Origin of the sequence: Vescimonas coprocola, assembly GCF_018408575.1 — a bacterium.
In the GTDB taxonomy this organism is placed as follows: Bacteria; Bacillota; Clostridia; order Oscillospirales; family Oscillospiraceae; genus Vescimonas; species Vescimonas coprocola.
Window position 1 is genome coordinate 1,844,921 of the sequence record NZ_AP023418.1, and the last position, 19,751, is coordinate 1,864,671.

18 protein-coding genes are annotated in these 19,751 nt (G+C 61.9%); 11 read left to right on the plus strand and 7 right to left on the minus strand.

All coding sequences use genetic code 11. From position 1 onward, the window contains the following. Positions 1 to 84: 84 nt before the first annotated feature. Together udk and KJS28_RS09115 are read left to right on the plus strand one after the other, a co-directional pair. A complete protein-coding gene (gene udk, locus KJS28_RS09110) occupies positions 85 to 699 on the plus strand; it encodes a uridine kinase (RefSeq protein ID WP_213540653.1) in 615 nt (204 codons plus the stop codon). Position 700: 1 nt separating this feature from the next. Then, complete coding sequence (locus tag KJS28_RS09115) at positions 701 to 1,456, plus strand: YdcF family protein (protein WP_213540654.1); 756 nt, start codon at positions 701 to 703, stop codon at positions 1,454 to 1,456. Positions 1,457 to 1,829: 373 nt separating this feature from the next. On the opposite strand, the gene KJS28_RS09120 is transcribed toward KJS28_RS09115, so the two are convergent. The 3 genes from KJS28_RS09120 to KJS28_RS09130 are packed head-to-tail and all read right to left on the minus strand — an operon-like array spanning position 1,830 to position 3,692. After that, positions 1,830 to 2,393 carry a chromate transporter gene (locus KJS28_RS09120; protein WP_213540655.1) on the minus strand — a complete coding sequence of 188 codons (564 nt, stop codon included), beginning with the start codon at positions 2,391 to 2,393 and terminating at the stop codon, positions 1,830 to 1,832. Then, positions 2,390 to 2,932 carry a chromate transporter gene (locus tag KJS28_RS09125; protein WP_213540656.1) on the minus strand — a complete coding sequence of 181 codons (543 nt, stop codon included), beginning with the start codon at positions 2,930 to 2,932 and terminating at the stop codon, positions 2,390 to 2,392. Before KJS28_RS09125 ends, KJS28_RS09120 begins: the two co-directional genes overlap by 4 nt. A 4-nt stretch (positions 2,933 to 2,936) precedes the next feature. After that, on the minus strand, positions 2,937 to 3,692 hold the full coding sequence (locus tag KJS28_RS09130) for a biotin--[acetyl-CoA-carboxylase] ligase (RefSeq protein ID WP_213540657.1): 756 nt from the start codon (positions 3,690 to 3,692) through the stop codon (positions 2,937 to 2,939). Positions 3,693 to 3,817: 125 nt separating this feature from the next. On the opposite strand from KJS28_RS09130, the gene KJS28_RS09135 reads away from it, so the two are divergent. Both KJS28_RS09135 and KJS28_RS09140 read left to right on the plus strand, forming a co-directional pair. Next, positions 3,818 to 4,357 (plus strand): biotin transporter BioY, encoded by a 540-nt coding sequence (locus tag KJS28_RS09135; RefSeq protein WP_213540658.1) that lies wholly within the window; start codon positions 3,818 to 3,820, stop codon positions 4,355 to 4,357. A gap of 257 nt (positions 4,358 to 4,614) precedes the next feature. Further along, positions 4,615 to 5,997: a uracil-xanthine permease family protein gene (locus tag KJS28_RS09140; protein WP_213540659.1), complete on the plus strand. Its 1,383-nt coding sequence runs from the start codon at positions 4,615 to 4,617 to the stop codon at positions 5,995 to 5,997. A 73-nt stretch (positions 5,998 to 6,070) separates the two neighbouring features. Here the strand turns inward: KJS28_RS09140 and KJS28_RS09145 are convergent, their stop codons facing one another. From KJS28_RS09145 to KJS28_RS09155, 3 genes are all read right to left on the minus strand, one after another. Next, positions 6,071 to 7,474, minus strand: coding sequence for an MATE family efflux transporter (locus KJS28_RS09145; protein ID WP_213540660.1), 1,404 nt, complete (start codon positions 7,472 to 7,474; stop codon positions 6,071 to 6,073). 375 nt (positions 7,475 to 7,849) lie between these two features. Next, the gene (locus KJS28_RS09150; RefSeq protein ID WP_213540661.1) at positions 7,850 to 8,173 is read right to left on the minus strand and encodes a cupin domain-containing protein; all 324 of its coding nucleotides are present in this window, start codon (positions 8,171 to 8,173) and stop codon (positions 7,850 to 7,852) included. A 53-nt stretch (positions 8,174 to 8,226) separates the two neighbouring features. Next, on the minus strand, positions 8,227 to 8,805 hold the full coding sequence (locus KJS28_RS09155) for a uracil-DNA glycosylase (RefSeq protein ID WP_213540662.1): 579 nt from the start codon (positions 8,803 to 8,805) through the stop codon (positions 8,227 to 8,229). A 159-nt stretch (positions 8,806 to 8,964) separates the two neighbouring features. On the opposite strand from KJS28_RS09155, the gene KJS28_RS09160 reads away from it, so the two are divergent. From KJS28_RS09160 to KJS28_RS09175, 4 genes are all read left to right on the plus strand, one after another. Continuing rightward, positions 8,965 to 9,504 carry a putative ABC transporter permease gene (locus tag KJS28_RS09160; protein WP_213540663.1) on the plus strand — a complete coding sequence of 180 codons (540 nt, stop codon included), beginning with the start codon at positions 8,965 to 8,967 and terminating at the stop codon, positions 9,502 to 9,504. A gap of 125 nt (positions 9,505 to 9,629) precedes the next feature. Then, entirely contained in the window at positions 9,630 to 10,085 is a 456-nt protein-coding gene (locus KJS28_RS09165) for a MarR family winged helix-turn-helix transcriptional regulator (protein WP_213540664.1), read from the plus strand. Continuing rightward, on the plus strand, positions 10,082 to 11,857 hold the full coding sequence (locus KJS28_RS09170) for an ABC transporter ATP-binding protein (protein ID WP_213540665.1): 1,776 nt from the start codon (positions 10,082 to 10,084) through the stop codon (positions 11,855 to 11,857). The genes KJS28_RS09165 and KJS28_RS09170 overlap by 4 nt, the downstream gene beginning before the upstream one ends. After that, positions 11,850 to 13,748 carry an ABC transporter ATP-binding protein gene (locus KJS28_RS09175; protein WP_213540666.1) on the plus strand — a complete coding sequence of 633 codons (1,899 nt, stop codon included), beginning with the start codon at positions 11,850 to 11,852 and terminating at the stop codon, positions 13,746 to 13,748. Before KJS28_RS09170 ends, KJS28_RS09175 begins: the two co-directional genes overlap by 8 nt. Before the next feature lie 109 nt (positions 13,749 to 13,857). Here KJS28_RS09175 and glpK read toward each other — a convergent pair whose 3' ends face one another. Beyond that, positions 13,858 to 15,348 carry a glycerol kinase GlpK gene (gene glpK, locus KJS28_RS09180; protein ID WP_213540667.1) on the minus strand — a complete coding sequence of 497 codons (1,491 nt, stop codon included), beginning with the start codon at positions 15,346 to 15,348 and terminating at the stop codon, positions 13,858 to 13,860. Between the two features lie 87 nt (positions 15,349 to 15,435). On the opposite strand from glpK, the gene KJS28_RS09185 reads away from it, so the two are divergent. The 3 genes from KJS28_RS09185 to KJS28_RS09195 all read left to right on the plus strand — a co-directional run bounded on the left by KJS28_RS09185 (position 15,436) and on the right by KJS28_RS09195 (position 19,674). Continuing rightward, positions 15,436 to 16,377: an alpha/beta hydrolase gene (locus tag KJS28_RS09185; RefSeq protein WP_213540668.1), complete on the plus strand. Its 942-nt coding sequence runs from the start codon at positions 15,436 to 15,438 to the stop codon at positions 16,375 to 16,377. A 355-nt stretch (positions 16,378 to 16,732) separates the two neighbouring features. After that, the gene (locus KJS28_RS09190) at positions 16,733 to 18,427 is read left to right on the plus strand and encodes a GspE/PulE family protein (RefSeq protein ID WP_213540669.1); all 1,695 of its coding nucleotides are present in this window, start codon (positions 16,733 to 16,735) and stop codon (positions 18,425 to 18,427) included. Positions 18,428 to 18,465: 38 nt separating this feature from the next. Beyond that, complete coding sequence (locus KJS28_RS09195; RefSeq protein WP_213540670.1) at positions 18,466 to 19,674, plus strand: type II secretion system F family protein; 1,209 nt, start codon at positions 18,466 to 18,468, stop codon at positions 19,672 to 19,674. The last annotated feature ends 77 nt before the right edge of the window (positions 19,675 to 19,751 follow it).

Sequence of the window (19,751 nt, forward strand, 5' to 3'; positions counted from 1 at the left end):
TACAACTTTCGCCGGGGAGTGCTTGCTTTTCCGGCGCAGGTTTCCTATAATGGAAAGGATAAAACCAGCAGGGGGACGACGAGTATGAACACCATTTTCATCGGCATCGCCGGAGGCACCGGCTCCGGCAAGACCACCCTTACCGAGCATCTGGCCCAGCGGTTCGGGCCGGACATCAGCGTGGTGCATCACGACAACTACTACAAGCGGCAGGACTGTCCCTTCGAGGAGCGGTGCAAGCAGAACTACGACCACCCCGACGCTTTCGACACGGAGCTGATGGTGGAGGATCTGAAGCGGCTGAAGGCCGGGGAGACCATCCACTGCCCCGTCTACGACTACACCATCCACAACCGCACCGACAGGACCATCGAAATAAAGCCCACCAAGGTGGTCATCGTGGAGGGCATCCTCATCTTCCAGAACAAGGCGCTGCGGGATCTGCTGGACATCAAAATTTTCGTGGAGACCGACGCCGACGTGCGTATCCTGCGACGGGCGCTGCGGGATGTGGAGGAGCGGGGACGCTCCATGCAGTCGGTGGTGGAGCAGTATCTGGCCACGGTGAAGCCCATGCACGAGCAGTTTGTGGAGCCCACCCGAAAGTACGCCGACATTGTGGTGCTGGAGGGCGGACACAATCTGGTGGCGCTGGATCTCATCATGCAGCGCATCGCCAACCACATCGCAGAGAACTGACGTGAGGCATACGGTTCTTCGCTATGGGGCGGCAGCCCTGTGCGTGCTGGGGGCGGTGTATTTTCTGCTGCCCCTGTCCATAGGGGTGCTTCACATCGGGATGCTGTACCCGGCGGCGGGGCTGCTGCTGGCGGCGGTGTGGCTGGTGTTCCCCGGTCTTTTCCGGCGGCTACCCCGGTGGCTGCGGCGCACGGTGTGCGTGGTGCTGCTGGCCGGGCTGCTGGCGCTGGGGACTATCCTGACCCTGATGGGCATCCGGGCGGCCCACCATCCCGATGGCACACGGCCGGTCACTGTCATTGTGCTGGGCTGTCAGGTGCGGTCCGACGGCACCCCCAGTCGGATGCTGAGAGATCGCATCCAAAGTGCATACGACTACCTCTCCACCCATGAGGAGGCGGTGTGCGTGGCCTCCGGCGGACAGAACAATCAGGAGCCCACCACCGAGGCCCGGTGTATCCGGGACACACTGGTGTCCATGGGCATCGACCCCGGCCGCATCTATCTGGAGGACGCCTCCATCTCCACGGAGGAGAATTTGGCCTTTTCCGCTGAGGTCATCCGGCGGGAGGGGCTGCCTACGGAGGTGGCTATTGCCTCCGACAATTTTCACCAGCTGCGGGCCGGTGTATGGGCGGAGAAGGACGGACTTACCCCCTACTCCCTAGGCTGCGCCAGCATCTGGATGCTGGGCCCCGGCTACTGGGCCAGGGAGGCCGCCGCTCTTCTGTATATGGCTGTAACAGGATCACTGTAAACGGATTATGCTTTACAGGATTTTCATCGAAAAAGGGTATCCCGGCGGCAAAAGCCGCCGGGATACCCTTTTTGCGTGGCGAAAAGTCTTTTCGCCACGCAGAGGCATTTTTCAGAGCTTCAAGAAGCTCTGAAAAATGGGGATCATCATCGGGCAGGACACCCTTCCGGGTTTCCCGCACACACCCTTCCGCCCCGTTGACGAAAGGTTTCCTCTTTGGGGGCAGACTCAGGGTATCCCGACGGCAAAAGTCGCCGGGATATCCTTTTCTTCATCGTTTCTCCGGTCCGTTCCGCCGGAGGGGCGATTTTTACGCAGAATGTGACAACGTATCGTAATCTTCGATGCGAATATTGCGATTTGTATTCGTTTTTCAGAAGGAGAACACCACGCCTATGATGGCGGAGGCCAGAATGAACACGATGGGATGCAGGCCCTTAGTGGGCTTGCACCAGCGGGTCAGCACCAGCAGCACCGCCGCCAGCGCCACAGCCTTCCAGTTCACCGCCGCAAGGCCCGTCTGGCCGCTGTAAAGCAGGGCCAGTCCCACCACGGACAGGCCCGCCGCCGCCACCATGGCGGCGGAGGCCGGGCGCAGACCGTAGAACACGTTGTTCACCAGACGGCTCTCCCGGAAGCGCTTGAGGAAGGCCGCCACAATGAGGATCACGATCACCGAGGGCGCTACCAGTCCGATGGTAGCCGCCACGGCACCGGGGATCCCGGCGGTGAGGTAGCCCACATAGGTGGCCATGTTGACGCCCAATGGCCCCGGTGTGGATTCCGACACCGCCAGCATATCCGCCAGCTGGGACACGGTGAACCACTCCGGGTGGCGAGCGGCCATGTCATAGAGGAAGGGCAAGGTGGCAAGACCGCCGCCCACGGCGAACAGGCCCGTCTTGAAGAACTCGTAAAACAGCAGCAGACAAGTCATTTCTTCGCCCCCTTCAGATTCTGGATCAGCACGCCGGCCACACCGGCGGCCAGCACATACCACACCGGGGAGAGGCTGGTCAGCAGGGACGCAGCCAGTACTGCCAGAAAGATCAGCAGACCCCATACATCCTTCACGGCGCTTTTCCACAGCTTCAGCACCGCATTGAAGATCAGCACGCACACGCACACCCGGATCCCGGCGAAGGCGTGCTGCACCCATGTCAGGTGGGAAAAGCTGGTGATGACCCCCGCCAGTGCCACGATGATGAGCAGGGACGGGAACACCACCCCCAGCGTGGCCACGATGCCGCCGGCGATGCCGCCTTTCTTCTGGCCGATGAAGGTGGCGGTGTTCACGGCGATGACGCCGGGGGTACACTGGCCGATGGCAAAATAATCCGTCAGCTCCTCATCGGTGGCCCAGCCCTTGTTCTCCACCACCTCACGCTGCAAAATGGGCAGCATGGCATAGCCGCCGCCGAAGGTCATGACCCCCACCTTGGCGAAGGTCAGAAACAGGTTCCAAAGCGTCTTCATACACTCACTCCTTATCCGTATATCCGTACAGGCTCCGCACCGATACCTCGCCGCTGCGGAGGACCTCCTCCGTGCCGTCGTCATAGCGCACCGCAAGGCCGTAGTCCGGCGTCAGGGACACCGCCAATGCTGACCGCTCTCCGTCGGGGCGCAGCACCCGGACCCGGCGGCCCAGATTCAGGCAGGCGGCGCTGTACTCCTGCCGCCGCTCCGCCGTCTCCTGAGGCAGTTCCCGGCGCAGAGACTCCAGTTCCTCCAGAAAGGCCGTCTCCAGTGCTGTCCGGTCCATCTCCGCCCCGGCGATCATGGACAGCGATGCCGCCGTCTCCCGCAGCTCCGGCAGGAAATCCTCCCGCCGCTGGCAGACGTTGATGCCGATGCCCACGACGACCCACAGGCTGCCCTCCGGCCCCGGCAGAGCCTCCGCCAGAATCCCGCAGACCTTCCGGCCCGACAGCACCAGATCGTTAGGCCACTTGATGCCGCAGGACAGGCCGCAGCTGCGGCGGATGGCACGGCGCACCGCCGTGGCCGCCAGCGCCGGGATGCGAGGGGCGTCTTCCGGGCTGCTCCGCAGCAGCACCGATCCGTACAGCCCCAGCCCCGCCGGGGACTGGAAGCTGCGGCCCCTACGGCCCCGACCCGCCGTCTGCTGCCTGGCCAGCACCACGGTACCCTCCGCCGCTCCCTGCCGGGCCAGCGCCATCAGCTCCGTATTGGTGGAACCCACTGTCTCATAGCGATACACACGCCGCTCCATGGCCGCACCTCACTTTCCGCAATACTTTACCACGCCCGTGGGGATTTGTAAACCTCCCCCCTTGCATCCGCCGCCGGATTCCTGTATAATGCCGTTATCTTTATTTGAATACCGGGAGTACCGCCATGACCACTCGAAAGCTTGTCCGCACCGCTCTATTTGCCGCCCTGACGGCAGTGGGAGCGTTTCTGAAAATCCCCTTGGGTCCCTCTGCCATCACCCTGCAATTCTTCTTCACCGCCATGGCGGGCTGTCTGCTGGGCAGCGGCTGCGGGGCGCTTTCACAGCTGATCTATGTACTGCTGGGACTGCTGGGGCTGCCTATTTTCACCGCTGGCGGCGGCTTTTCCTATGTGCTGCACCCCACCTTCGGCTTTCTGCTGGGATTGATCCCCGCCGCATGGGTCATCGGTCGTCTGGCCCGCAGCACCTGCTCCTTCTGGCGCATTGCGCTGGCGGCTCTGGCAGGACTGGCGGTGCTGTATGCCGTGGGACTGCCGTACATGGCGATGATCCTCAACTGCTATATGGGCAAGGGTATGGACCTCTCTGCCATTTTGTGGGCAGGGATGCTGCCCTTCCTCCCCGGTGACGCCTTGAAAATTCTGGTAACGGCGATGCTGACGCCACCTATCCGTCGAGCTTTGGATAACTCCGCCAAATAGAAGGCGGGCGGGTCGGCATTTCTTGGAACAACAGTGCATTGCAATTCCCGCCGGAGGCCCGTATAATAAGCAGGACAATTCGAAGGGAGTGATGAAAATGAAGGTCCGCACGCTGCTCACCAAATTTTCCGCTCCCTCTGTTTCTGTTTCTTCTTTTTGACCGGTATTTTTACCGGTCATTTTTTTGCGCTTTATGCGCCTGAGCCAGTCAGCAATTATTTTCATAGAATCCACAAACGAAAGAGAGGAACTATCACATGAACAAAAAACTCGGACACGACGCCATCTACGACGCCCGTGAGCTGGGCGTCCCCCGGATGCTCCTGCTGGGCCTGCAGCACCTGTTTGCCATGTTCGGCGCTACGGTGCTGGTCCCCATTCTGGTGCAGGGCTACGGTCTGCCCCTGTCCATCCAGACCACGCTGCTGTTTGCCGGTCTCGGCACGCTGCTGTTCCACGTCTGCACCAAGCTGAAGGTCCCTGCCTTCCTGGGCTCGTCCTTTGCGTATCTGGGCGGCTTCCAGGCCATGGCGACCCTCAACGCCGGAAGGTACGCCACCATGTCCGACAGTGACAAGCTGGCCTATGCCATGGGCGGCATCGTGGTGGCGGGCCTGCTGTATCTGGTGCTGGCGCTGCTGTTCAAGCTGGTGGGCGCACAGAAGGTCATGCGGTTCTTCCCCCCCATCGTCACCGGCCCCATGATCATCCTCATCGGTCTGAATCTGGCGGGGACTGCCGTCAGCAATGCTAGCACCTGCTGGTGGCTGGCGCTGGTGGCCATCGGCATCATCATCGTGGCCAACATCTGGGGCAAGGGTATGGTGAAGATCATCCCCATCCTGCTGGGTGTGGTAGGCAGTTATCTGGTGGCGCTGGTGGCTACCCTCTGCGGTGCTCAGCTGCCGGATGCCAACGGCGTCATGCAGCCCCTCATCAACTTCTCCGCTGTGAAGAGTGCCAGCTTCGTCGGCCTACAGCAGTTTGTGCTGGCAAAGTTCGACCTCACCGCCATTCTGGTGATGGCCCCCATCGCCATTGCCGCCATGATGGAGCACATCGGTGATATCTCTGCCATCTCCTCCACCACCGGCAAGAACTTCATCGCCGACCCCGGCCTGCACCGGACCCTGCTGGGCGACGGTCTGGCCACCGCTCTGGCCGGCGCCTTCGGCGGCCCCGCCAACACCACCTACGGTGAGAACACCGGCGTGCTGGCTCTGTCCAAGGTCTACGATCCCCGTGTCGTGCGTCTGGCAGCCGTCTACGCCATCATTCTCTCCTTCTCCCCCAAGTTCGATGCGCTGGTCAACTCCATCCCCACCGCCATCGTGGGCGGCGTCAGCTTCATCCTGTACGGCATGATCTCCGCCGTGGGCGTGCGGAATGTGGTGGAGAACCGGGTGGACCTCACCAAGTCCCGCAACCTCATCATCGCCGCCGTCATCTTCGTCTGCGGACTGGGCTTCAGCGCTACCGGCGGCATCACCTTCACCGTGGGCAGCGCCAGCATCACCCTGACGGGTCTGGCCATCGCCGCCCTGGCGGGTGTGATCCTCAACGCCGTTCTGCCCGGCAACGACTATCGGTTCGGTACCGATCCCGTGGGCGATAAGTCCGCCGACCTGGGCTCCTATTGATCCCCATCTTTTTCCATACACGGCACAGGGCCGGAGCGGGATACCGCTCCGGCCCTGTGCCGTGTATTTTTTCTTATTGCAACGTTTCCTTGGGAAGCCAGCGCTTGCCGGCCAGACGGATCAGGAAGCAGATGCCGCACACACCCAGCTGCAGGGCCATGGCCACCCAGACACCCACAAGACCCCACTTGGCCGCCAGAATGGCCGATAGCGGCACACGGATGCCCCACATGGTGCCGAAATTCAGCAGCATAGGCACCAACGTGCTGCCGGTTCCCTGAAACACGCCGCTGGCCACGATGGAGGCACCGAACAGCGGCTCCGCGAATGCCTCGATCCGCAGCACCCGCACGCCCAGCTCAATGACGGCCTCGTCCACCGCCATCATGCCGATCATGGCCGGGGCCAGCACATACAGCAGCGTCCCCGTGATCACCATCAGGCCCATGCCCAGCGCCACCGTCAGCCAGCCCAGCCGATAGGTCAGATCCTTCCGCCCGGCGCCTACGCTCTGGCCCACCAGCGTGGAGGCCGCCGCCTGCACGCCAAAGGCGGACATATAGCAGAGACTCTCCGCCGTTATGGCGAAGGAGTTGGCCGCCGTGGCGATGATGCCCAGCGGGGCCACGATGGCGGTAGTCACCATCCGGGCGGTGGAAAGAATGGTGCGCTCGCCCATGACGGGAGCCGAGATAGACAGGCAGCGCTTCAGCTGTGCCGCCGTAAACCGTGCCTTTTCGCCCCGCCGCAGGTGCAGCTCCGGCGACCGCACCAGCAGGATATAGACCAGCACCACCGCAATGACCACCTGCGACAGTGCCGTTCCCATGGAGGCACCCAGAACCCCCAGACCGAAGCCCGGCAGCGTCACCCCCAGCACCCGCAGCGTTCCGCTGGGGAAGATGAGGAAGGCGTTGAACACCACGTCCAGCAGGCACATCACCACCATGCAGATGCCGGGGGTTTTCATATTGCCCGCCGAACGCAGCAGTCCGCCGCAGAGGTTATTCATCTGCATGAAGGGCAGCGACAGAACATATACCAGAAAGTAGGCGCTGGCATCCTGCCAGATGGCGGGGTCTGCCCGCAGCCAGCGAGGCAGATTCCCGGTGATGCCCAGCGCTATGGCCATCATCACAAGGCTGAAGGCCATGCACACCAGAAAGGCCAGCTTCATGATGCCGCGGGCTTTCTCCGACTGTCTGGCTCCCAGCGCCTGCGCCACCGCCACGTTAAAGCCGATGGTCAGCGCAATGCACAGATCGCCGAAGAGCCACGAGGTGGTCGCCACCACACCGATAGCGGCGGAGGCATTGGAGCCCAGCTGGCCCACCATGGCCGTGTCAATATACTGCATCACCACGGAGGAGATCTGGGCCAGAATGGCCGGCCAACTCAGCTGAGCGATCAGCAGCAGCAGCTCCCGTGTAGAGATGGGCTGTCCGCTCTGTAATTTTTTCAATCCTTCACCCTGCATTCTGCACCCTCCTTCATGGTTGTAAGCTCCATTCTAACGCAGGGATGCGGCAGTTGCAACCCCCTATTTTGCGGTTTTTCCTGCTTTTTTGCGAAAAAGCATCCCGTGTGCCGCAGCACACGGGATGGAAAGTCAGCAAAAAGCTTCTGACCGCTCCGGAAAGGCCATGCAGACCGTTGGGCCCGTCAAAAGCCTCGCAGAGTTCGCCGCCCGCAGGCGGCGAAAAGCTCTGCTCCATTTTGGCTGACGACCGGTGCGTCAGTCAAAATACCGCTCAGACCGCAAGTGTGGAATTTCTGCGGTCTGACGCAGAAATGATGCACGCAGCGGGCTGGGGCCTTTGGTGCAAGATCCAATGGATCTTGCACCAGATTTTTAGAACGACACCGTCAACAGCATCTTGAACCGCTCCTGCCCGTACACCGCATGGGGGATATCCTTGGGCATGATCAGCGTCTCGCCCTGAGACACCAGAAAGACCTCGCCGCCCACGGTGAAGCGGCCGGTACCCTCCAACACCGTCACCATGGCGTCGCCGCCGGCAGCATGGGTGCTGATTTCCTCGTCCTTTTCAAAGGCAAAGAGGGTCATGCTGAGCTTGCTGTTCTGCACCAGTGTGCGGCTGACGATCTGGCCGTCCTGATAGTCCACCTGCTCCGCCATGTGCAGAACCTTCTGCTTTTCAATATTCTTATACATAATGGTGTTCCTCCCACAAAATAATAATGAAAGTAGTATGGCCCGGTGCGTCGTTAAAAATCCAGCTTTGTCCGGACGCAGATCTCACGAATTTTGGCCTGTAAGCGCTTGAGATCCTCGAAAGTCTCCGGCTTCTTGCCGGGGTCCCGCAGCAGGGCCGCCGGGTGGTACATGGCCATCTTTTCTATGCCGTCCTGCCGGAAAAACAGGCCGTGCTCCTGCGTGATGCGGAAATCAGGCTTGATAAGCTCCATGGCGCTGATGCGCCCCAGACACACCAGGATTTTCGGCTGCATCAGCTCCATTTGCCGCCGCAGATAGCCGCTGCACGCCTCCTTCTCGGTGTTCAGCGGGTCCCGGTTTTGGGGCGGGCGGCACTTGACACTGTTGGTGATATAGATGCGCTCACGGGACAGGCCGATCATTTGCAGCATATCGTCCAGCAGCTTCCCGGCCCGGCCCACAAAGGGCTCCCCCTGCTTGTCCTCGTTGGCGCCGGGGGCCTCCCCCACCAGCAGCACCTCCGCCGCCGGATCGCCCACGCCGAACACCACCTGGGTCCGCTCCTGGGCCAGACTGCACGCCCGGCAGACCAGACACCGCTGCCGCAGCTGTTCCCACTGCTGATCCATGGCCGCTCCTCCTCTCTCACATTCGATAGTACCATCGATATCAGGCGCATTGACCCTTGCTTATCGACGGTATCAGCATAGCAGAAAAAAATGGCTTTGGCAAGTGGGGATACCCACTCTCCTCCGGGACACACTGTCTCCAGAAAGGAGACGCTGCCCATGTACCTCTGGAGCTTTCTGACCTACGGCTTTCTGGGCTATCTGCTGGAGAAGGTCTATGCCCTTGTCACCCGTTCCCGCCACACCATCCGCAAGGGGTATCTGCTGCTGCCGGTGTGTCCGGTGTACGGCCTTGCCATGCTGGCGGTGCTGGCTCTGCCGCCGGATATGACGGACACCTTCTGGCACTTGGCCCTCTATGGCGGACTCACCGCCACGGCGGTGGAATACGCTGTCCATTTCTGCTGCGATAGACTGCTGGGGGTCATGTTCTGGGACTACTCCTCCACCAAAATGGACCTGAACCGCCGGGTGTGCCTGCCCTTTGCCCTGATCTGGGGGCCGCTGGCGGCCGTGACCGCCCGCTATATCCACCCCCTGCTGCGGCCATGGCTTACCGCCGTGCCGCCGTGGCTGACGCTGGCAGTGTGGCTGCTGCTGACCGTCGACAGCTTTTTCACCGTCCGTCTGCTGCTTCAATATCACGACATCGATCTGCTGGGCTGGAAAAACCTCCTGCGCCGCCGCTCCGCCGCCTGACCTCTCCGTTCACAAATCGTTTACACGGTGCCGCTCCATTTGTTCTTGACGATGCTTCCATTCCGTGGTAATATTTAGCACGCTAACATTTAGCCAGCTAACGATTCAGAGAGGAGCGATTTACCTTGAGTAGTACCTGTCAGAGCGATCATCTGGGGCGGCTGCTAGGTCAGTGCGAGCACCGGATGCGGATGGTCATGGATCGCTCGCTGCGGCAGTACGGCGTCACTCCGGTCCAGTGCCGGGCGCTGATGTACCTGCACCGCCAGCCGGAGCCGGTGACCCAGCGGCAGCTGGAGCAGTATATGGCCGTGAAGCCTTCCACCATCAACGGCATCGTGGGCCGTCTGGAGGAGAAGGGCCTTCTCACCAGAGATGCCTGCCAGCAGGACGCCCGGTGCCGTGTTCTCCGGCTGACGGAGGAGGGCCGCCGCTTCCGCAGCGACTTTATCCGCATCGCACAGAAGACCAACCGGCAGATGGAACAGGGCTTCTCCCCAGAGGAACTGGCCACCCTGCACCGCTATCTGGAACGGGTGGCGCAAAATCTCGCAGCGCAAATGGAGGAAACCGAACTATGATACGCAAGCTTGCCCCGTATACCAAGGGGTATCGGGTCTACATCCTGCTGGGCATCCTCTGCTCGGCAGGCGAAGCGGTGCTGGAGCTGATGCTGCCCAAGGCCATGAGCAACATCGTGGACTACGGCATCGGCGGCAACGGCGGCGCCGGAGACCGCAGCTACATCCTTACCATGGGCCTGAAGATGGTGCTGATGGCCCTGATCTGTCTGGCGCTGGGCGTGGGCGCAGCAGCGCTGGCCGCCAAGGCCGGCATGGGCTTCGGCGCCAACGTCCGTGACGCAGAGTACCGGCAGGTACAGCGCTTCTCCTTTTCCAACATCGAGCACTTTTCCACTGCCTCCCTCATCACCCGGCTCACCAACGACGTCTCGTCGGTGCAGATGACCCTGATGATGGGGATGCGGATGCTGGTAAGGGCTCCGGTGATGCTCATCACCGCTCTGGTGATGGCCCTTCGCATCAGTCTGCAGCTGAGCCAGATCTTTCTGGTGATCCTGCCGCTGCTGGCACTGATGGTGTTCATCATACTGCGGTATGTGGGGCCCTTTTTCACCTCCCTGCAAAAGGCCACCGACGGACTGAATCTGGTGGTGCAGGAGGATCTGAATGCCATCCGTGTGGTGAAGTCTTTCGTCCGGGAGGACCGGGAGAAGGAGAAATTCTTCCAGCGCAGCGAGACGCTCCGCCAGACGGCGGAGCGGGCCTTCGGCTTCGTGGTGACCTTCATCCCCATGGTGAACCTCATTATGGGCGGCACCATCGTATCCATCATGTGGCTGGGCGGTCACTATGTGGCCGGCGGCCAGATGCTCTCCGGCGACCTGCTGGCCTTCTTCACCTACGCCTCCGAAATTCTCATGGCCCTGATGATGGTGGCCATGGTGATGATGGTGCTGACCCGCTCCATCGCCTGCGGCAAGCGCATTGTGGAGGTGCTGGAGGAGCAGCCGGAGATCACCGACGACGATGCCGTGAAGGAGATCGCCGACGACGGCACCAAGAGGGAGCTTTCCCTCTCCGACGGTTCCATCCGCTTTGACCACGTTTACTTCAAATACCATCCCGACAGCGCCGAGTGGAACCTGACGGATATCGACTTCTCCATTGCCAGCGGTATGACCGTGGGTATTCTGGGCGGCACCGGCAGCGCCAAGAGCACACTGGTGAGCCTGATCCCCCGGCTGTATGAGGCCACGGAGGGGGCCGTCTATGTAGGCGGTCACAACGTCAAGGACTACACCATGGAGACGCTGCGGGAGGGCTGCGCCATGGTGCTGCAGAAGAACACTCTGTTCTCCGGCACCATCCGGGATAACCTCCGCTGGGGCGACGAGAATGCCACCGACCAGGAGATGGAGGCCGCCTGCCGCATGGCCTGCGCCGACGAGTTCATCTCCCGGATGCCCGACGGCTACGACACCCGCATCGAGCAGGGCGGCACCAATGTCTCCGGCGGGCAGAAGCAGCGCCTGTGCATCGCACGGGCCATTCTCCGCAAGCCCAAGGTGCTGATCCTGGACGACTCCACCTCCGCCGTGGACACCGCTACCGACGCCAAGATCCGTGCGGCGCTGAAGGAGGCGCTGCCCGGCTCCACCAAGCTTATCATCGCCCAGCGCATCTCCTCCGTTATGGACGCCGATATGATCCTTGTGCTGGACGACGGCAAAATTTCCGGCATAGGTACCCATGAACAGCTGATGGCGTCCAATCAGATCTATCGGGAAGTCTATCAGTCTCAGCAGGAAGGGGTGAGCATCGATGGCTGAACAGAAAAATTCCATGCCGCCCCGCCGTCCCGGCGGACCCGGCCACGGCCCCCGCAGCCACGGCTATCAGCGGCCCCAGGACCTGCGGGGTACGGTGAAGAAGCTGCTGCACTATGTGGGCCGCTATAAGGGCCTGCTGGTACTGGTGGCCATCTGCCTGCTGCTCAGCTCCGTGGGTTCCGTGGCCAGCAGCTACTTCCTCAAGCCCGCCATCAACAACTACATCCTCCCCGGCGACTTCGCCGGTCTGCTGAAGCTGCTGGTGCTGATGGGGCTGGTGTTCGTGCTGTCGGCTCTGTGCTCCTATGTGTACTCCCGCATCATGGTGCGGGTGTCCCAGCGCACGGTGGCCGCCCTGCGTCAGGATCTGTTCGATAAGCTGCAGGGGCTCCCCCTGCGCTACTTCGACACCCACCAGTCCGGCGACCTCATGAGCCGCTTCACCAACGACATCGACACGGTGTCCGAAATGATCAACAACAGCTTCGCCAATGTGCTGTCCAACTCCCTGACGTTCCTATGCACCATCGGGATGCTGCTGTACCTGAACTGGGCGCTGACCCTTATCACCTTCGCCTTCCTAGGTCTGATGCTTCTGGTGGTAAAGACCATCGGCAGCCGCAGCCGGGTCAGCTTCCAGCGGCAGCAGGCCGCTCTGGGCGACCTCAACGGCTACATTGAGGAGATGATCGAGGGCCAGAAGGTTATCAAGGTGTTCCACCACGAGCAGCAGGCCATCGACCAGTTCTCCGTCCGCAACGATACCTATCAGACGGCGGCCACCATGGCCCAGACCTATGCCGGATCCATGATGCCCGCCACCGCCAATCTCTCCCGCATCAACTACGCCGTCACCTGCTGCGTAGGCGGACTGCTGGCCATGGGCGGTGTGTTCGATATCGGCTCTCTGGGTGCCTATCTTCTGTACGTCAAGCAGGTGTCCCAGCCGGTGAGCCAGATCAGCCAGCAGGTGAACACCATTCTGGCCGCCATGGCCGGTGCCGAGCGCATCTTCGCCGTCATGGAGGTACAGCCGGAGGAGGACGAGGGCCAGACCACCATCGTCCGGGTGGAGAAAAACGGCGACACCCTCACCGAGGTACCCCAGCGCACCGGACACTGGGCATGGAAGAAGCCCGACAGCTCCCTGACGGAGCTACGGGGCGACGTGCGCTTCGACCACGTCACCTTCGGCTACGATCCGGATAAGGCGGTGCTCCACGATATCTCCCTCTTTGCCGAGCCCGGTCAAAAGATCGCCTTCGTGGGCTCCACCGGCGCCGGAAAGACCACCATCACCAACCTCATCAACCGCTTCTACGACATCCAGCAGGGAACCATCACCTACGACGGCATCGACGTCCGGGAGATCCGCAAGAACTCTCTGCGGAAGTCGCTGGGCATCGTCCTGCAGGACACCCACCTCTTCACCGGCACCATTGCCGACAACATCCGCTACGGCAAGCTGGACGCCACGGATGAGCAGGTCCGGGCCGCCGCCAAGCTGGCTAACGCCGACACCTTCATCCGCCACCTGCCTCAGGGTTACGACACCGTCATCACCGGTGACGGCGGCAGTCTCAGTCAGGGGGAGCGCCAGCTGCTGGCCATTGCACGGGCCGCCGTGTCCGATCCTCCGGTGCTGATTCTGGACGAGGCCACCTCCTCCATCGATACCCGCACGGAGAAGCTCATTGAGCAGGGCATGGATTCCCTGATGGAGGGCCGCACGGTGTTCGTCATTGCCCACCGGCTCTCCACCGTTCGCAACGCACAGGCCATTCTGGTGCTGGAGCAGGGGCAGATCATCGAGCGGGGCAACCACGAGACACTGCTGGCCCAGAAGGGCAAGTACTATCAGCTGTATACCGGCCAGTCCGAGCTCAGTTGATGGGGCAGTGAACCTACAGATTCTCATAACAAAGGAGGCCGGACTCTGTCCGGCCTCCTTTGTTATGGGCTTATGTATCCATATATGTGTATTCGTCCATGCCCCTCTGTCACTCCGCCCAATGACAGGCCCGGCTGACGGCCTTTTTCCACAGACGGTACTCATCGTCGCAGTCTGCCTGGGGCCGCTGGGGCAGGAACACCCGCTGGCTGCGCCGCAGGGCCGCCAGCTCCTCCGTATCCCGCCACAGGCCGCAGGCCAATCCCGCCAGCGATGCTGCGCCGAAGGCAGTGGTCTCCACCATGGCGGGGCGGTCCACCGGGATCCGCAGCAGGTCTGCCTGCATCTGCATGAGGATGTCCGACACGCTGGCGCCGCCGTCGGCCCGCAGGGCCGTGATGTCGCACCCGGCATCCTGCCGCATGGCCAGCATCAGATCCGTCACCTGATAGGCGATGCACTCCAGCACCGCACGGGCGATATGGGCCCGGCCCGTGCCACGGGTGATGCCCAGAATGGCCCCACGGGCGTACATATCCCAATAGGGCGCCCCCATCCCGGTGAAGGCCGGAACCACCACCACGCCGCCGGAGCTTTCCACGGATTCCGCCAGCCGGTCGCACTCCGGGGCGGAGTCCACCAGCCGCAGCTCGTCCCGCAGCCACTGGATGGTGCTGCCGCCGTTAAAGACGCTGCCCTCCAGTGCATAGGTGGTCCTGCCCCCTACGCTCCACGCCACAGAGCTTACCAGTCCCGCCCGGCTGCGGACCGGCTCCGCCCCCACGTTCATCAGGGTAAAGCAGCCGGTGCCGTAGGTATTCTTGGCCTCACCGGGATGGAAGCAGGCCTGCCCGAAGAGGGCCGCCTGCTGGTCGCCGGCGGCAGCGCACACCGGCACACCTGCCAGCGTCTCCAAGCCGGGAATCCCCGGCTGCACCGTGCCGTAAACAGCGCTGTTCTCCACCGGCCGGGGCAGCATACAGGCGGGGATCTGCAGCAGGCGACACAGCTCCTCATCCCAGCACAGCCGGTGGATATCAAAGAGCATGGTGCGGGAGGCGTTGGAATAGTCGGTGACGTGCTGCCCCGTCAGCTTCCAGATGAGCCACGTCTCCACCGTGCCGAACAGCAGCTCCCCCCGTTCCGCCCGCTGCCGGGCGCCGGGAACGTTATCCAGGATCCAGCGAATCTTGGTACCGGAGAAATAGGCGTCGATGAGCAGTCCCGTGGTGGAGACGATGCGCTCCTCCAGTCCCTGCCGTTTCAGTTCCTCGCACAGCTCCGCCGTCCGGCGGCACTGCCAGACGATGGCGTTATACACCGGCTGGCCGGTGGCCTTGTCCCAAACGATGGTGGTCTCCCGCTGGTTGGTGACGCCGATGCCGGCGATGCTGCCCTCCGGCAGCTCCCGGATGGCCTCCGCCGCCGCCAAACGCTCCGTGTCCCAGATGGTCATGGGGTCGTGCTCCACCCAGCCTGCCTGCGGATAGATCTGGGGAAAGGGATGCTGGGCCTTGGCGGCGATCTGCCCCGCCCGGTCAAATACGATGGCACGGGAGCTGGTAGTCCCCTGATCCAGTGCCAGAATATACGATGCCATAGCCGTCTCCTCTTTTCTTTTTGGTGAGTTTGTGATATACTGTCCATAGAATGATTCTTATTTTACCATAGGAAGGATGAAATTTCCATGACAAATCTCACCGAGTTCACCTTTCTCTCCAGCGACGGCAAGACCCGGCTCCACGCCATGCAGTGGCTACCAGAGGGAACGCCTCGTGCCGTGCTGCAAATTTCCCACGGTGTAGCCGAGCATATCGGCCGCTACGACGGCTTTGCCCGCTACCTCAATGAGCAGGGGATCGCCGTGGTGGGCCACGACCATCTGGGCCACGGCGGCTCTCTGCCGGAGGGCGGCACCCCCGTCTACTTTGGCGACGGCACCCCTTGGGAGACAGTGGTGGCGGATATCCAGCTGCTGCACGAGCAGTTGCGGCGGGAGTTTCCCGGTGTGCCGCTGTGCCTCATGGGCCACAGCATGGGCTCCTTTCTGGCCCGCAGCTATCTGATCCGCTACCCCGGTACCCTGCAGGCCGCCATCCTCATGGGCACCGGCTGGCAGCCACAGGCCAAGCTGACCGGAGGCCGTGCCGTGGCGGAGGTGGTCTGCGCCGCACAGGGACCCTCCTCTGCCAGCAAGCTGGTGAACGATCTGGCCTTCGGCGGCTACAACAAGGCCTTTGCTCCCAACCGCACCGGCTATGACTGGCTGTCGGCGGACTCTGAGAACGTGGATCGCTACATTGCCGACCCCCTCTGCGGCGCCGATGCCACGGTGGGGCTGTTCCGCCAGATGCTCCACGGCATCGCCTTCAACCAGAACCCCAAGAATCTGACCCGCATGGACAGCAGCCTGCCGGTGCTGCTGATCTCCGGCGACCGGGACCCGGTGGGCGATATGGGTAAGGGCGTCCGCCGCACCGCCGCCGCCTTCCGCAAGGCGGGCCTGTCGGATGTGACTGTGAAGCTGTATCCCGGTCTGAGACACGAGATCCTCAATGAAGGCCCCATGCGCCAGACGGTCTATGAGGACATCTGGCACTGGCTGGAGCCGCATCTGCCGACCCGTTAAAATCTCGCTAATTGAAATACTGTTCACCTCCAAGAGGACGGCCTGTGGGCCGCCCTCTTTTCCTTTGGGAAAATACTGGCACCATTTTGTCATTTCTATCATTCGGTCAGTCAAAAAATACCAGTTTTCAACATTTTTCTCATACTTTTCTCATATCGGACTAATACGTCGTTTCATAGAGAATTTGTGAGAATTTTTTGAATAAATTACGAAAAATCGCTTGACTTTGCCGTGGAATTGGGGTATATTATAGCCCTCAAACGTACAGGATCCGACATTGTCGAATGCGTCGACGCAGGCTGTGCGTTTTATTCCTGTCCGTACATGACGGGCTTTCGACTGGGAGGTGAGTGAAATGGCCTATATGCGCTTGGGCGATCTGCTGGTGGCGTCCGGGACCATCACAGAGCAGCAGCTGGAGCGTGCTCTGGCGCTCCAGAAGGAGACCAAGCAGCGGCTGGGCGACGCATTGATCCAGAACGGCTTCATCACGGAGGCGCAGCTCATCGACGCTCTGCGAGTGCAGCTGGGCGTGGACTTTGTGGACCTGACGGCCATTTCCATTCCCGTGGAGCTGGCCCAGTATGTCCCCCGGAACATCGCCAAGAAATACTGCGTGGTGCCGGTGAAGCTGGTACGCAACAGCCTGTATCTGGCCATGAGCGATCCTCTGGACTTCGTGGCTCAGGATGAGGTCAAAACCGCCTCCCGTAAGCGCATCATCCCCATGATCGCCACCCGCAAGGCCGTGGAGCAGGCCATCAGCCGCCTGTACGGCAACGAGGGTACGGCACGGGTCATCGAGGAGATGAAGCGAGAGGCCGGCAGCAGCAGCGATGTCATCCCCGCCCAGATGGCGCAGGACACGGCGGACCCTCGGGAGTCCGCCCCCACCATCCGCTTCGTTAACGCCCTCATCGAGCGGGCCTATACCGAGCGGGCCAGTGACATCCATCTGGAGCCGCAGGAGGGCGAGATGGTGGTGCGGATGCGTATCGACGGTCTGCTCCGCCGCATCCTGACAGTGCCTGCCGACCTGCAGAATACCGTGATCTCCCGCCTGAAAATCATGGGCGGTATGAATATTGCCGAGCATAAGATCCCGCAGGACGGCCACGCCATCCAGTCGGTGCGGGGCCACAGTCTGGACCTGCGTATCTCCTCCATGCCCACGGTGTATGGCGAGAAGATGGTGCTGCGTCTGCTGGACAAGTCCGCTCAGGCCCTCAGCAAATCCCAGCTGGGACTGGAGGGGCAGGATCTTGACAACTACAACGCTCTGCTGCGAAACACCAGCGGCGTCATTCTTCTGGTGGGTCCCACGGGCTCCGGTAAGTCCACCACCATGTGCAACATGATCCGGGATCTGTCCCGTGAGGAGATCAACATCGTCACGCTGGAGGACCCGGTGGAGTACCACATCCCCGGCGTCAGCCAGTGCCAGATCAACGAAAAGACCGGCATGACCTTCGCCAGCGGCCTGCGAGCCATCCTGCGTCAGGACCCGGACATCATCTCCGTGGGTGAGATCCGGGACGGCGAGACGGCCTCCATCGCCATGCGGGCCGCCATCACCGGCCATCTGGTGTTCTCCACTCTGCACACCAACGACGCCGTGTCCGCCGTATACCGGCTCAAGGACGTGGGCGTGGAGCCGTGGCTGGTGGCCAGCGCCCTGCGGGGCGTGGTGAGCCAGCGTCTGCTGCGGAAGGTCTGCCCCCACTGCAAGAAGGGCTATCAGCCCTCTGCCGAGGAGCTGGCCCTGCTGGGGATGCCGGAGGACAGCCATGTCACCTTCTATAAGGGCGAGGGCTGCCCGGAGTGCCATCACTCCGGCTATACCGGCCGCCGGGCCGCTTTCGAGATCCTGATGCTCAACGGCCGCCTGCGGCGGCTCATCAGTGAGGGCGCCAACGAGGAGCGGCTGACGGAGGAGGCCCGCAAAAACGGCTTCCGCTCCATGAGGGAGAGCTGCCGCCGGCTGGTGCTGGAGGGTGTCACCTCCGCCGAGGAGGCCGCCCGCATCATCAACACCACAGTAGACGAGTAATTGCGTAAAACCCGGCACGGAAGGAGCGGAGACACGCCATGACCACATACCGTTACAAGGGCCAGACCAAGGACGGAACGGCTGTATCCGGCGTCATCCGGGCCTATGACGAGTTCGAGGCCGCCAGCCGCCTGCGGGAGACCGTAGCCATTATCACCCGGCTGGAGGAGGTACAGGAGAAGAAGGAAAGCATCTTCAACCGCCCCATCGGCCTGAAGATCAAGGAAAAGGATCTGGCCCTGATCTGCTCCCAGTTCGCCATCATCCTCTCCGCAGGGATGTCCATTCAGCACTGTGTGGAGATGGTGGCGGCCCAGACCAGGAACCGCCACATTCGCCAGATGCTGGAGAAGGTGGCCGAGGAGGTGGGCGCAGGCTACTCCATGGCCCAGAGCTTTGAAAACAACGCCCCGTACCTCCCCAAGACCTTCGTCGAGACGGTCCGGGCCGGAGAACAGTCCGGCACGCTGGAGGAGTGCTTCCAGCGGCTGCACCGGTACTATGATAAATCCGCCAAGACCAAGGCCAAGGTGGTCAGCACCCTGACCTACCCCGCCATGGTCATTGTGGTGGCCATCGTCGTGTTTATTATCATCATCGCCGTGGCCGTCCCGGCCTTCAACGATGTCTTTGCCGAGATGGACACCCAGCTGCCGGGCATCACCCGTGTGCTGCTGGCCATCAGTGACTTCTTCGTGGGCTGGTGGTGGCTGCTTCTGCTGATCGCCGCCGGGCTGGGCATCGCCTATATGGTGGCCCGCCGCTCCATCCGGGGCCGGAAGGCCATCGCCGCATGGAGCCTCACCAAGGCCCCCCTCCACCGGCTCCACAGCCTCAATGCCGCCGCACAGTTCGCCCACAGCATGGCCACCATGCTGACGGCCGGCCTGCCGGTCCCCAAGGCCTTGGATGTGACCGGTAACGTGATCAGCAACTACACCTTCGCACTGGCCGTGCAGGAGGTGAAGCAGAAGGTGGAGCGTGGCCGCACCATTTCCGAGAGCATGAGTCAGATCGAGTACTTCCCCAAAATGCTGACGGAGATGGTGGGCGTAGGCGAGCAGTCCGGTTCGCTGGAGGAGACGCTGGACGTCATCGGTGAATACTTCGACAACGAGGTGGAGGTCACCACCGCCCGCCTGCTGTCGGTGCTGGAGCCCATCATCACCATCGCTCTGGCGGTGATCGTGGTGGTGCTGCTGCTGGCGGTGTATCTGCCGCTGTTCACCCTCTACGGCGGAATGTAAGGCCGCCGTCTCAAAAATTTGTATCCTATCCGTATAACAACCCTGTACGGATCAAGATAAAAACCGCAAAAAAATAA